This window comes from Actinomadura sp. KC345 (genome assembly GCF_004348515.1).
In the GTDB taxonomy this organism is placed as follows: Bacteria; Actinomycetota; Actinomycetes; order Streptosporangiales; family Streptosporangiaceae; genus Spirillospora.
In genome coordinates this window covers 1-12,590 of record NZ_SMKH01000244.1, presented here as the reverse complement: position 1 = coordinate 12,590, position 12,590 = coordinate 1, and the positions used below count along the sequence as shown (strand labels likewise).

Here is a 12,590-nt window from a genome sequence, read left to right as displayed (position 1 = left end):
CGCCGTCACCGCCTCCGCCGCCCCCGCCGGGGTCGCCGTCACCGCCTCCGCCGCCTCCACCGGGATCGGTCGGGATCTCGGTCGGGATCTCGGTCGGCGGCGTCGGGAGCTCCGGTTCGTCGGGTGCCTCGGTCGGCGGGTCCTCCGGCCTGGTCGTGCGCGGCGGCTCCGTCCCCACCGGGCCGTCGCCGTCCGGCGATCCGTTCCAGCCGCCGCCCAGCCTGATGGACGGCTCCCCGAACGACTTCGGCGCGTAGTTCTTGATGTCCACCGCGTCGGTCATGTAGGTGCGCCACATCTGCGCGGGCAGCACCCCGCCGTACGCGCCGTAGCCGGGGATGTTCAGCGGCTTGCCGTCGCTGCGGAACATCGCGACCGACGTGGACATCTGCGGGATGAAGCCGTTGAACCAGATCGCGCGGCCCTTGTCGGTCGTGCCGGTCTTGCCGGCGACGTCGCGGCCGTCGGGGAGCTGCGCGCCGCTCCCGGTGCCGCCCCGGACGACCTGCTCCATCGCGTACGTCGCGTCCCGCGCGTTCTGCTGGCTGAGCGCCCGCTCGCCCTTCTCGGTGAACGTCCGCTTGTGGTCCGCGTTGTCGGTGACGGCCTTGACGACGAACGGCTCCCGGTGCACGCCCTCGGCCGCGAACGTCCCGAACACCCCGGCCTGCTGCACCGGATGCATGGACACGATGCCGAGCGGGAGCGTGGCGGCGGAGCGCTGCTCCGGCTTGATCTGCGACTTCGGGATGCCCATCTTCTCGGCCATCTTGACGATCTTGTCGTTGCCGATGTCCTGGCCGAGGTTCACGTACGCGGTGTTGATCGAGTTCTGGGTGGCGGTGACGAGGTTCACCATCCCGTAGTTCGTGCCGCCGTCGTTCTTGATGTCCGAGCCGGCGAAGTACTGCGGGGAGCTCCCGTCGTAGCTGGATCCGAGCGTCTTCCCGTTCTCCAGCGCGGCGGCCAGCACGATCGGCTTGAACCCGGACCCGGCCTGCGCCCAGTCGCCGAAGGAGCTGCTCAGCGCCTCCTCCAGGTAGCCGCGGCCGCCGTAGAACGCGAGGACCTGCCCGGTGGACGGGTCGACCGACACCGCGCCCGTCCGGATCTTCTTGCTCATCCCGTCCGGCGCGTTCTGGTTCACCGCGCGCCGCAGCGAGTCCATCAGCCGCTTGTCGAACGTCGTGGTGATCTTCAGCCCGCTGCGGTTGATCTCGTCCTCGCTGTAGCCGCGGCGCTCGGTGAGCTCCTTCTTGGCCACGTTGACCATGTAGCCCTTCTGGCCCTTGAGGATGTCGGTGATCTCCTGCTCGACCGGCGTGGGGAACCTCATCGACGCCGCCTCGCCGGAGGTCACGTAGCCGTCCCTGACCATGTTGCCGAGGACGGCGCGCCACCGCTTCTCGGCGATGGGGCGGGCGGAGCCGGTCGGGTCGGAGAAGTAGCTGGGCTGCTGGATCGCGGCGGCGATGTAGGCGCCCTCCGCGGCGGTCAGCTCCGAGACGTCCTTGTCGTAGTACGCCTTCGCGGCGGCCTGCACGCCGTAGGCGTTGCGGCCGAAGTAGATGGTGTTGAGGTACTGCTCAAGGATCCAGTCCTTGTCCTTCTCCTGGTCGACCTTCAGGGCGACCATGACCTCCTTGAGCTTGCGGGTGACCGAGCGTTCCGTGCCGATGCCACCGTAGTAGTTGCGGACCATCTGCTGCGTGATCGTCGACCCGCCCTGCAGTTGCTTCCCCGTCACCGTGGACCAGAACGCGCGCGTGGTGCCCCGCACCGACACGCCCGGATCCTCGTAGAAGGTGCCGTTCTCCGCCGCGATCACCGCGTTGCGGGTGCTCTCCGGGATCCGGTCGAGCTCGACCGCGTCCCGGTTGACTCCGGTCTTGGCGATCTGCGTCTTGCCGTCGGAGTAGTAGAACGTCGGCCCTTGCGCGACCGCCTTCTCCAGCGGCGACGGTACCGGCGTGAACAGGTAGGCGACGGCGAACGCGGCGATGCAGAACCCGAGGAGGCCGAGCGTGATGAACAGCGTCCGGCGCAGGATCCGCGACCGGCGGCTCCGCGGCTTGCCCCGTCCGCTGCCGCCGCCTCCGCCGCGGCCCGGACCGTCCCCGGGCGGCCCTCCCTGCTTGGACGAGGCGGACGGCATGGTCTGGGTATCACCGCTCTCGGCGGTCTCCACACTCGCTGAGGCCACATCCGCCCCGGCCGGTGTTTCCGCAGGTGCGTCGAGGGGTGCTCCAGCAGGCCTTCCGTCCGGTGTATCGGCCGGTTTATCGACAGGCGGGTTATCGGCGGCGGGAGATCGGGGTTCGTCCGCGTCCGGGACGGCGTCTCCGGGATTCTCGCCGGCCTTATCGGCGCCGTCCTTATCGGACTTTTCGCCGCTGTCGCCGAATTCTGCGTCCGGAGGGGCTTCTCCGGCGTTCTCGGTCAGTGTGGCGGCCGCCGGACCGTCTCCGGCGGCCGGTGGCGCGGCCTCCGTGTCGTGCCGGTCCACTTCGCCCGGACCCGTGGGCTCCTCGCCCTCCGGGCCCTTTCTGCCGTCGCTCACAAGCCCCCCGTGATTATTGCGTTACCGACCATACCTGAGGGGAAACGTGCGCCGGGACGCCCAATGCGCACTCCCTGGGCCTCCCCGATAGAGGACGGGCAATGCCCGGCTCCGGTTGTCGTGACGGAAGGCACAACCTGGACTTCGCGCGAACGCCGAGCGGCGGGGCACCGACCGGGTGCCCCGCCGCTCTCGCCTCAGGCGCCGCCGTGCCGCGCCCGCCTCACTTCTCGACCTTGGCGAGGACGTCCACCACGAACACGAGGGTGTCGTCGCCCTTGATGTCCGGCGGCATGCCCTTCTTGCCGTACCCCTCCTCGGGCGGCAGGACGAGCAGCACCCTGCTGCCGACCTTCACGTTCGTGAGGCCCTTGTCGAAGCCGGGGACGGTCTTGCCGGTGCCGATCGGGAACTTGGCCGGCGAACCGGACTTCCAGCTGGAGTCGAAGATCTTGCCGCTGTCCCAGATCGTCCCCTGGTAGTTGACGATCGCCTCGTCGCCCTTGGCCACCGCCGGGCCGTTGCCCTGGACCAGGGTCTCGTTCTGGAACTTCGCCGGGGCGTCCCGGTCCGGGATCTTCACCTCGGGGGCCTTGCCGGCGCCCTTGTCCTTGACCGAGGGGAGCTTGGCGTCGTCGAGCTCCTTCTTCGCGCCCTGCGGCCCCTGGTTCTTGTGGACGACGGCCTGGACGTCCACCACGAACACCACCCAGTCGGACTTGGTCAGCCCCACCTGCTGGCCGTCGTTGCCGAAGCCCTCCGACGGGGGGATCTGCAGCACGACCCGGCTGCCGGCCGTCTGGCCGATCATGCCCGCGTCGAAGCCCTTGATGCCGCTCTCGCCGACGACGAGCGGCTGCGTCGGCTGGCCCTGCGACGCCTGCTCGTAGGACGAGGCGAGCTGCTTGCTCTTGCTCTTGACCGAGCCGTCCTCGTCGTCGCTGTCCTTGGACCACTGGTAGAAGACGTACTCGGCGTAGACGGTGTCGCCCTTTTGGATCTTGGGCCCGTCGCCCGTGATCGCGGTGGTCACCTTCCGCTTGCCCGCGGGCGCGAGATCGGTGGGGATCTCCACCTTGGGCTGGGACGCGAACTTGCCCGTCACCTCGATCTCGGGCGGGGGGCGGTTGATCCACCACCAGACGAAGCCCGCGACGAGTATCGCGACGACCACCAGCACGACGATCGTCAGGATCTTCCGCTTGCGCGCCTGCTTGGCCGTCAGCGCGGAGGGGCGGTTCAGCTTGCTGCCGCGCCCGGCGCTGATGCCGTGCGGGGTGAACTCCGGGCTGCGGATGTCCTTGGCGTTCGGGATCTTCGCCTTCGCCTTGATCGCCGGCTTGCCCCCGGGCTTGTCATCCTCGGACATGGTTCCTCACTTGCTCCGGGCTTGACGACATCGCGAACGTGACCACACTTCCAGGGCCGGGCTAAGCGCAGCGTGAAAACCGTGCAAAGCAGGCCGACCGCAATCTACCGGTCACACGGGCCTTCGTGCCGCCCATCCGGCGGGGAAAGGGCCGACCTGCAATGTACCGGCCAGGTGACCCCGTGTGGCGCCGCAATCTACCGGCCGCACGGCCCGCGGCGGCAATCCGCACGCCGGCCGGGTGGCAGGCTGGGAGAATGCGCCTCGCGACGTGGAACGTCAATTCGGTCAAGGCCCGGCTGCCGCGTCTCCTGTCCTGGCTGGAGGACACCGAGCCGGACGTCGTCTGCCTCCAGGAGACCAAATGCCGCGCCGACCGGTTCCCGGCCGCCGAGGTGGCCGACCTCGGCTACGCCGTCGCGGCGCACGGGGACGGCCGCTGGAACGGCGTCGCCGTCCTGTCCAGGGCCGGCATCGAGGACGTCTCCAACGGCTTCCCCGGGGAGCCGCTGTACGAGGGCGAGGCGGAGGCACAGGCGAAACTCACCGAGCCCGTCCTGCTGACGCCGGAGGCCCGCGCGATCGGCGCCACCTGCGGCAGCGTGCGGGTGTGGTCCCTGTACGCGCCGAACGGCCGGACGCCCGACTCCGCCCACTACGCCTACAAGCTCCGCTGGTTCGCGGCGCTCCGCGACGCGCTGGCGGCCGAACTGACGCAGGGCGCGCCGCTGGTGGCGTGCGGCGACTACAACGTGGCGCCCACGGACGAGGACGTCTGGGACCCGGCCGTCTTCGCCGGCTCCACCCACGTGACCCCGGCCGAACGCCAGGCCCTCGCCGAACTCCGGGACCTGGGCCTCCACGACGTGGTCCCGACCCCCATGAAGGGCCCGCACCCCTACACGTACTGGGACTAGAAGGTACCTTGATGCACCTTTAAGCCACAAGTCGAGAGCCCCCGGCCGTACCGCTCGGCTCGGGGGCTCTGACGTCGCGTCCGTCCCGGCGCTCAGGCCGCGTACGTGTCGAGTACCTCGCGTACCTCGGGGATGTCTCGGTACGGCTCTAGCTTGGTCAGGACGATGCGGCCTCGCCGGGCCGTCCGGTCGCTCGCGAAGTCGGCCGAGAGGTCGAGCATCCGTCGCGCCGCCATGGTGGCCTCCTCCGGCTCGTTCGCGTCCACGAGGGCGACGGCTAGCCACGAGAGGTACAGAGCCAGCTCGCGAGTGTGCGTCGAGTCGTACCGGCTGAGCACTTCTTGTAGGAGCGGGACGGCGCGCAACGGCCTACGAAGCTCCGTGTAGACGCGGGCGTCCATCACGTCGAGTTCCTCGGGCGAGACCCAGTAAGCCCAGTCGGGGGATTCATGCGAGTCCTCGTCGGCCATGGCTTCGTGGGCCTCGGCGAGAGCGCGCATCGCTGGTTGGGCGTCGCCTGCTTTGGTGTGCGCCCATGCGACTCGGTCAAGGTAGAGGGCACGGGCCTTGGCTGGTGCGTCCGGTCCTGCCTCGTCTAGTGCGGCATGGGCGAGGCTCAGCCCGTCGTCTTCGTGTCCGGTGTTGGAGAGCTGGTAAGCGAGGCTTCCGGCAAGATTGCCAACCAGGGCGAGGTCTCCGGCTTCCCGCGCGGCCGAGACTCCGAGCCGGTAGGCGCGTGCCGCCTGGTCGTGCTCGCCCGCGTCGCTGGCGATCCATCCCGCGATCTGGGCTATCTCTCCGATACTGCTGAGGAGGGAGCGGCCGGTCTCCTCGGAATGCGTCGTCTCCCGGTAGAGCCGGACGGCTCCGTCCAACTCCCTGAGTGCTGGGACGAGTAGATCGCCACCGGCGATAACGTCGTCTGCGAGCCGTAAGCCGTGCGCTCGGTCGGCAAGGGCGGCGGCGGTGGTGGCTCCGACTCGGCGCCCCGCACTGCTCGCCAGTGGGCCAAGTCCAACGTCGTGATCGGGCAGGAAGTAGGCGAGTGCTTCGGCCGGACTGCGCGGCCCGGGGCCGATGTCCTCGCCTCGTGCATGGGCTGCCCCGCGCTCAAGGGTGTCGAGTGGAACGCTCAGGGCCGTCGCAAGCGCGGGTAGCCATACATCGGGAACGCGGTCGCCTCGCTCCCATCGGCTGATCTCGTGGCGCGTCAACGAGGCGGTTCCGGAGATCCGGCACAACGTCTCCGCTAGCTGCCGCTGGCTCTTTCGTGCGTCCCGGCGCAACTGTGCGAGGTACGCCCCGAACCGCTTCCGCTTTGCATCGCTCACGCTGGCCCCTCCCTCCTCCAAGTCTGGCCCCTCCCTGGCCCCCTGGCTGGTGCCTCTGTGAGATCCGACGAGAAAGACAAGCTCAAAGCCATAGAACGTGCGGCGAACGTCGCCGTCAACCTAGATCGGCAGAGATCGATCTCGGCGGCGCTGCGGATGCTTCGTTCCGTCCCCGCACTCGACAGAAGGACGGCTCATGACAACGGAAACATCGGAGATTACGGAGGCGCGCCAGTTGCGCGTCTGGGCGTTGGCGCAGGCGCTGAAGTCGCACGGGTACGCGGTGGAGGTGGCCGGGTCTGACCCGTTGCTGTCGGTCCCGGCGGCGTTCGGGTCGGCGGTGGTGGTGCGGTGTGATCAGCGGGCGGTCTGCGGTGGTGAGCTGTGGTTCACCTTCCCCGGTGGCGGTGCGATCGCTGCGGCAGATGACGCGCACATGGCTGATGTGGTGGTGGCGGTCAAGGGCAAGCTCGCTGCGCAGGCCGATGGGTAGGCCTTCCTCGTCCGGAGTGGTGACCTGGTACGGGCATGCCACGGGCACATGGTGGGCCATGGTGCCCTGCTCGCAGGGGGCGCGGCTGCTGGAGGCGGCCAATCCTCGTGAGCTTCGGACAGCGATCGAGAACCCTGCGGCCTGGCCCTGGCCGCAACACAAGTTCCTGCCCGCTGCCGCCGTGGGTGCGTGCGCCGGAGAGGCGACCGATCATGGAAGGCAGGGAGATCGTGGGCCATGTGCGCCCTTGGAGTGTCCAGGTGGAGCGGCATGTCCTGCGGTGGCGGACGCTGCGGGGCGGTGCTGCGGCGGAACGGCATCTGAGCCTGCTGGCCGTGGCGTTGGAGCCTCGTGGCTGGCGCCTGGTCCGGCTCTACCGTTCCCAGGGGTTCCCGGCGCCGGTGCTGTGGGTCTACGCCAGCGGCCCTGATACTCACGTCGGCCTCGGTGTCCTGGCGTTGGCCGTTCCGGGCGGTGCGTGGGGGTATCACGCTGCCGAGCGCGGTTGGCGCGGTTATCTGGCTCCCTGCGGCGATGCCATAGCGGCGGCAGATCAGGTTGACGCCCTTCTCAAGCACCGCATGTTCCCCGGCACCTGGTAGGCCACAAGAGGGACGCCCCCGGTGGGGCAGGCGCTGGGGTTGTTCCTCATCCTGATGGTGACGCGCGTGGCTCTGGCTGGGGAGTTCGGGCCGCTGCCGGTCACCGTCGGTCCCGCCTGGCTGCTTCCTCCCCCGGAGCAGACAGGCGGGACCTCTGACGATCCGCTGAGCTGAGGACCGCGGCTTCTCCTACGCGCTGACAGGGTCGGGGCCGGTCGATAGCCGCTAGGCCACCCCGAAGGGGCGACCGCAGGGAGTCAGCCGGCGCCGTGTCGGCAATTCCGTCTCAAGCGTCGCCCGGCCTGGAAGCCGCTGCCCGCCCCCTGTGCGCCTGTCCTTCGCGGGGGCCTGCCTCGGGCTGCGCGGTGCGGTACGTGCGGGCCGTCCACGGCCGGGCGGGGCGGTGGTCGGGGCCGCGCCGCGAACGGCCCCCAGGCCGCACGCGCAAGGCGCGGCGGCCGTCCACGGTCCCGCCCTGCGGTGGACGGGCCCAACCACGCACCCGGCCCCCGCGCTCCCCATCGAGATCAAAGCCTCATGCGTCGGCTGTGCCGCGCGTTGAAGCTGGACGGTTCCGGACTTGCGCGGGGGCGGGGGCCGCTAGCCTCACGGCGAACGGGCTGGCACCTGGCCTGCCCGCAATGGCCCGAGGGCGGCCCCCGCGAGGGGTCCCCGCGCAAGTACGGAACCGGCCAGCGGCGCAGGACACACAAGCTGCTACTTAGAAAAAGACTCCCCCGGGGCGTTGTATACCCTGGGGGAGTCAAGTCCGTGCAGTGCCTGTAATCGCCTGAAGGGACTCAGCAGCTCCACAACTATCGCGGCCGGGACTTCGGAGTCCCGGTCGTACGCCCGAGGATCGAACTCGTCTCCGGAGAGGTCGACCTTGATGTTCCGGAACCACACGTAGTCGAAGGACAGACCCTCCTCCTCGATCAGGCTGCGCGCGTCCTCGACGGTCATGAGTTCCATGTTGGACGGGTGCAACCCGGACGGATTTTGGTAGTTGACGAGGGCCGCCAGGACCCTTGCCTTGTCCAGACCTTTGATATTGATCATGGCCATTTACCCTTCTTTGCTTTGACCAGCCGGTAACCCGACCGGGGAAACTTGCTCCTGTTGGGAGTAGACAGTCCGCTGCGCGTTAGGTCTGGCAACTCTGGAGGCAATGGGAACGGCCATGTACGAGCGACACGAGGTCCGGACGAGGAATCGAGACGCGGCCCGTAGGGCCGCCTTGACTATGTAGTGAAACTCCTCGACGTCGGGTGGTCCTGGCTAGCTCGCCTTCCGGTCTTCGTCACGCTCTGTGTGCTGGTTGCGGATGGCTCGGGCTTGCTGGATGCGGTTGCGGGCTTGTTCGGCCCAGAAGTGTTCGCCGTGCATGAGGCCGCTTCCGAGGTACTTCCATTGCCCGGTGGTCACGGTGGTGCGGTCCGGGTCGGGTTCGGGTCGTCCTTCGGCTTGCCGTGCTGCCTGGGCGGCGTGGTCGGCTCGGGCCTGGCGTAGCTGGGTGAGGGTGACCGAGTAGCGGCGGGACTTGGAGGAGAAGTGTCCGCCGTATCCGAGCATGTGTGCCCAGTGGCGTAGCCGTAGGTCGTGGTAGGCGGGCAGGTCGGCCAGGGTGAAGCAGGTCCAGATCATGCGGCGGGCGTGGTCGGACACCTTCAGCGAGTTGATCTGTGTGGCGTAGCGGATGGGGCGGTCTACGGTGCCGGAGTCCTCTGCGCCCTTGGTCGCGTACTTGGCGATGTAGCGGGCTACGTGCTTGTCGGCGATGCCGTCCAGCTCGGCGGCGACCTGGATGGGCTGGGTGTCGAGTTGGCGGCCCCATCGCAGGGTGATCGGCGGGCTGGTCTGGTCGGGATGCGGGGCCGGTACTTCGACGTGGGCGGCTGCGGTCCGAAGGGTGCGTTCCAGTAATTCGGTGGTGGCCCATGGGGGCGGGGGCTGGTCGGGGCCGTCCGGTCCGTCCAGGCGCACCACTGCGTGGAAGTGGATGAGGCCGCGTCGCTGGTACTCGATCACTCGGGCGTACGACACGCGGGCCTGCTCGCGTAGCGCTTTGTGGGTGATGTCCAGCTCGGCCGTGATCAGCCTCGGCACGGTGAGGGTGAGGCGGCGCCATAGCTCGGGGGCGTGGGCGTTCCATAGGACGGCGGCGGGGTAGTCGTAGCAGTCGGTACAGATCGGCTGGCCTAGGTTCGGGTCGTCGGGCTGGTGGCGGGCGCGGCATCCTTCGGGGCGGCCGTGCGGGCATAGCGGGTCGTCTCGTCGGGGTCGGCACGGCTGGGTCTTTCCGGCCTTGGCCCGGTGGGCGTGGACAGCACCGAACGAGGGCGCGGTCAGGGTGAGGAACACGCGCGGATGTCCGCTGACCTCGTCCGGTACGCCTTTCCCTCCGGTGAGGCCGGAGATGATCAGGTGGTAGGTGTCGTCCCGGTAGACCTCGGCGCAGGCTGCGCAGCGGGACGCCCGGCGGTTCCCGCACGCGGTGATCAGGTACCCGGTTGGCTCGTCGGCCGTCGAGTAGGACTCGATCAGCTCGCCGGTCTCGCCGTCCAGCGTGATCCGCTCACCGCGCAGCCTGACCGGCTGCTCGCACCCTCCGGCGGAGCGGATCATCTGGTGCCAGCGGTCGAAGTCCGGCATGGCGGCGCGCTGGACGGCGGCGTCTAGTTCGGGCGGTAGTTCGGGCATCTGCGGGGCGCTCATGCCGCGTCCCGCAACGTCTCGGCGTTGTCCTGGTCTTGCTGATCGGCCTCGTCCGGGACGATCATCTTCACGCCGAAGATGGCTTCGATCCTGTTCCACTTGGCGTCTGACCAGTGCGGCGATGTGCTGGCCTGACGCTTTCCCCATGCGATTGCTTCCGGGCTGGGCTTCAACCCGTGTCTCCTCTCCCTGGCTACAGCTAGGGAGCGCGCGACGATCTCCGGGACTTAAGGCACGCCGGTCTGCGGGCAGGCTGACGCCTACTCGTTCCGGTCGGTGCTTCGCGCGAGTGGCCTTCTTCATGTGCCGTGTTAGCCAGGGCTGTTCGATTTAGGTAGCTATTCGCGGGACGAGTCCCACCCGGGCGCGCACCCGGTCTTGCGTGCCAAGAGCCCACCTTGGCGATCTGTGTAATTAGTGTGTTTTGCGGCTCTCTGTTTGTTCGAGGTCACCTCACGGGACCCCCGCGACGGGAGCCGACCCCGTCCGCCACTCGCTTGTCTCGGAGTCGCTGGATGCGGCTCCGGTCTCAACTGTGCCACGCGCACACGAAGATCAAACCTGCGAAACCGCCTTGCCCGTAGGGGTTTCGGGTGTGTGTGGTTGTCCGTTGGTGACCGCTGGCGTCCGGTAGCGTCCGCTGGCGTCCGGCTGCCCCCGTCCGGTAGTGGCGCAGATCACATAGCAAAGGCCCCGGTTGGTCTTCGTGTCCGGGGCCTCGTGCTGGGGGCAGGTCAGTCTTCGCGCCAGACTGGATCAAGCAAGTCGGGGTTGAACGGGCGGCGTCCCTTGCCCGCTGGGTGGACGATCACGGCGTGAAGTGCCTCGCGGATGTAGGTGCGCTTCTGCGATATGTCCAAGCGATCGTCGTCCGTGTCGGAGTACCAGCGGCGGCGGATGTCGGTCACGTCCTGGGTGGCTCGTTGCGCGGCAAGGGAGTGCTGTTCGCGTTCGGCTCGTAGCCGGTGGATCTCGGGCTCCAGGCGCTCGACCTCGCCGAAGAACAGGCTGTTCGAGATCTTGTGCGCGGCGAACCGCTGGCGAAGCTCTTTCATCTGTTCGAGTTTCTGCTTCAGCTCGTATTCTCCGAGCCACGGGCCCATGCCTGTTGAATGGACGTTCCGCTCCTCCAACTTGGCGAGAACGGCTTCCGAGATGAACTCGTCAACGAGGTCTCCTCGGCGGGTGAGGCGTCCGCATCCTCCCAGGACTGGAGAGATGCACGCGTACCTGTGCCAGCCCGACGACTTGACGAACCCTGCGCGTAGGCCTGTGCCGCACATAGTGCCGTCCGCCAAGATCACCCCGCATCGCAAGATGCCGCTGAGGAGGTACGAGTGTTCGCGGTGGTCCTGGGGGAGTGCACCCAGGACCATGCCGTCCTGGTTCACCTGCTTGCCCTGCCTGTTGGTGAAGAGAGCGTGAATCGCCCGCCACTGCTCGGGCGTGATGATCGGCTCCCACTGACCCGCTACCGGTTCGCCTCGCTCGTCGGTGATCAGCTCGTCTCTGATCATGCGGAAGCCGCACAGGCGGGGGTTGACCAGCGCACGGGACAGCGACCGATAAGCCCAGGTGTTCCCGCGCGGGGTCTTGATGCCCCTGCGGTTCCACTCGGTACAGATTCCGCTGACCGATCCTCCTGCCAAGACTCGCTCGACGGCCTGACGCATCAAGGGCGCTTCGATCGGGTGGAGCGTCTTTCGGTCGTCCTGCCAACCGAACGGGCGGCCTCCTGCCGTGAGGGCTCCTTCGCTGGCGCGGGCGCGGTGCCAGTCGCGTACCCGGCGCCGAGTCTTCTTGACCTCCATGCGGGAGATCACCGCGCCCATAAGGCCCATGCTCTCGACGTCTTCGCTGTAGAGGTCCTTGAAGCCGCGCTTGTCGGCGTAGACCCTGCCCTCCTCGTAGGTAAGGGCGTCGACGAAGCGCTCGTAGTCTCCGGGCCTGCGGATGAGACGGTCGTCGGCGGTGACGATGCAGCCCATGACCGGCGTTCCGTCAGAAAGCCTGCCTTCGCGGATGACGCGAAGCATGCTCTCGAACTCCTCGCGCACGACTCCGTCCTTCATCGCCGACTTGTCGTTGTCCGAGAACCTGCTAACGATCTTGCAGCCGAGACGGGCGGCCGTCTGCTCGTTGGCCTTCTGCTGGTCCTTGACGGTGTGCTCGTCCTTCGTCTTGTCGGCGCTGGCACGGGCGTAGTCCACTACGGGAATCAGGTCACTCTCGGTCACTGCCATCCGGGCCTCCCTGGAGGTGCATCAAGATACCTTCTGGGACTACCGGGCCGGGATGTTCCACAAGAACATGGGCATGCGCATCGACCTGTTCTATGCCGGTGAGGCCGTCGCCCGGCGCGTCCGTTCCGCCTACGTCGACCGGGAGGCCCGCAAGGGCAAGGGCCCGTCCGACCACGCGCCCGTCGTCGTGGACCTCGATTAGGCCCCGCGCGGTCAGGCGGAGCGGCGTGCGAGCAGGGCGCGCTTCCCGGTGAGCCGAGTGGGAATCGTCCGTTGACAGGTGGTGGGTGGGGGCTGGAGGACGGTGAAGCCGCCCGGCAGGAGCGAGGCGGGTTCTCCGGGGCCGAGGCACCATTCGGC

12 protein-coding genes are annotated in these 12,590 nt (G+C 68.3%); 5 read left to right on the top strand and 7 right to left on the bottom strand.

Features of this window, described 5'->3' with window-relative positions; all coding sequences use genetic code 11:
- A partial coding sequence (locus tag E1281_RS30085; RefSeq protein WP_207943567.1) for a transglycosylase domain-containing protein occupies window positions 1-2,155 on the bottom strand: 2,155 nt, incomplete at its 3' end.
- Between the two features lie 628 nt (window positions 2,156-2,783).
- A complete protein-coding gene (locus E1281_RS30080) occupies window positions 2,784-3,929 on the bottom strand; it encodes an FKBP-type peptidyl-prolyl cis-trans isomerase (protein WP_131883100.1) in 1,146 nt (381 codons plus the stop codon).
- Between the two features lie 257 nt (window positions 3,930-4,186).
- On the opposite strand from E1281_RS30080, the gene E1281_RS30075 reads away from it, so the two are divergent.
- Window positions 4,187-4,846 carry an exodeoxyribonuclease III gene (locus E1281_RS30075; protein ID WP_131883099.1) on the top strand — a complete coding sequence of 220 codons (660 nt, stop codon included), beginning with the start codon at window positions 4,187-4,189 and terminating at the stop codon, window positions 4,844-4,846.
- A 92-nt stretch (window positions 4,847-4,938) separates the two neighbouring features.
- Here the strand turns inward: E1281_RS30075 and E1281_RS30070 are convergent, their stop codons facing one another.
- Window positions 4,939-6,177 carry a helix-turn-helix transcriptional regulator gene (locus tag E1281_RS30070; RefSeq protein WP_131883098.1) on the bottom strand — a complete coding sequence of 413 codons (1,239 nt, stop codon included), beginning with the start codon at window positions 6,175-6,177 and terminating at the stop codon, window positions 4,939-4,941.
- Window positions 6,178-6,373: 196 nt separating this feature from the next.
- Between E1281_RS30070 and E1281_RS30065 the strand changes: the two genes are divergently transcribed.
- The 3 genes from E1281_RS30065 to E1281_RS40625 all read left to right on the top strand — a co-directional run bounded on the left by E1281_RS30065 (window position 6,374) and on the right by E1281_RS40625 (window position 7,446).
- Window positions 6,374-6,670, top strand: coding sequence for a hypothetical protein (locus E1281_RS30065; RefSeq protein ID WP_131883097.1), 297 nt, complete (start codon window positions 6,374-6,376; stop codon window positions 6,668-6,670).
- 212 nt (window positions 6,671-6,882) lie between these two features.
- Window positions 6,883-7,272, top strand: a complete 390-nt coding sequence (locus tag E1281_RS30060) for a hypothetical protein (RefSeq protein WP_131883096.1) — start codon at window positions 6,883-6,885, stop codon at window positions 7,270-7,272.
- Window positions 7,273-7,293: 21 nt separating this feature from the next.
- Window positions 7,294-7,446 (top strand): hypothetical protein, encoded by a 153-nt coding sequence (locus E1281_RS40625; protein ID WP_165959169.1) that lies wholly within the window; start codon window positions 7,294-7,296, stop codon window positions 7,444-7,446.
- Between the two features lie 543 nt (window positions 7,447-7,989).
- On the opposite strand, the gene E1281_RS30055 is transcribed toward E1281_RS40625, so the two are convergent.
- The 4 genes from E1281_RS30055 to E1281_RS30045 all read right to left on the bottom strand — a co-directional run bounded on the left by E1281_RS30055 (window position 7,990) and on the right by E1281_RS30045 (window position 12,230).
- Complete coding sequence (locus E1281_RS30055) at window positions 7,990-8,337, bottom strand: hypothetical protein (RefSeq protein WP_131883095.1); 348 nt, start codon at window positions 8,335-8,337, stop codon at window positions 7,990-7,992.
- Window positions 8,338-8,550: 213 nt separating this feature from the next.
- Window positions 8,551-9,987 (bottom strand): replication initiator, encoded by a 1,437-nt coding sequence (locus E1281_RS30050; RefSeq protein ID WP_207943566.1) that lies wholly within the window; start codon window positions 9,985-9,987, stop codon window positions 8,551-8,553.
- Complete coding sequence (locus E1281_RS40620) at window positions 9,984-10,160, bottom strand: hypothetical protein (RefSeq protein ID WP_165959168.1); 177 nt, start codon at window positions 10,158-10,160, stop codon at window positions 9,984-9,986. The genes E1281_RS30050 and E1281_RS40620 overlap by 4 nt, the downstream gene beginning before the upstream one ends.
- 561 nt (window positions 10,161-10,721) lie before the next feature.
- The gene (locus E1281_RS30045; protein ID WP_131883094.1) at window positions 10,722-12,230 is read right to left on the bottom strand and encodes a recombinase family protein; all 1,509 of its coding nucleotides are present in this window, start codon (window positions 12,228-12,230) and stop codon (window positions 10,722-10,724) included.
- Window positions 12,231-12,246: 16 nt separating this feature from the next.
- On the opposite strand from E1281_RS30045, the gene E1281_RS30040 reads away from it, so the two are divergent.
- A complete protein-coding gene (locus E1281_RS30040) occupies window positions 12,247-12,432 on the top strand; it encodes a hypothetical protein (protein ID WP_243717572.1) in 186 nt (61 codons plus the stop codon).
- The last annotated feature ends 158 nt before the right edge of the window (window positions 12,433-12,590 follow it).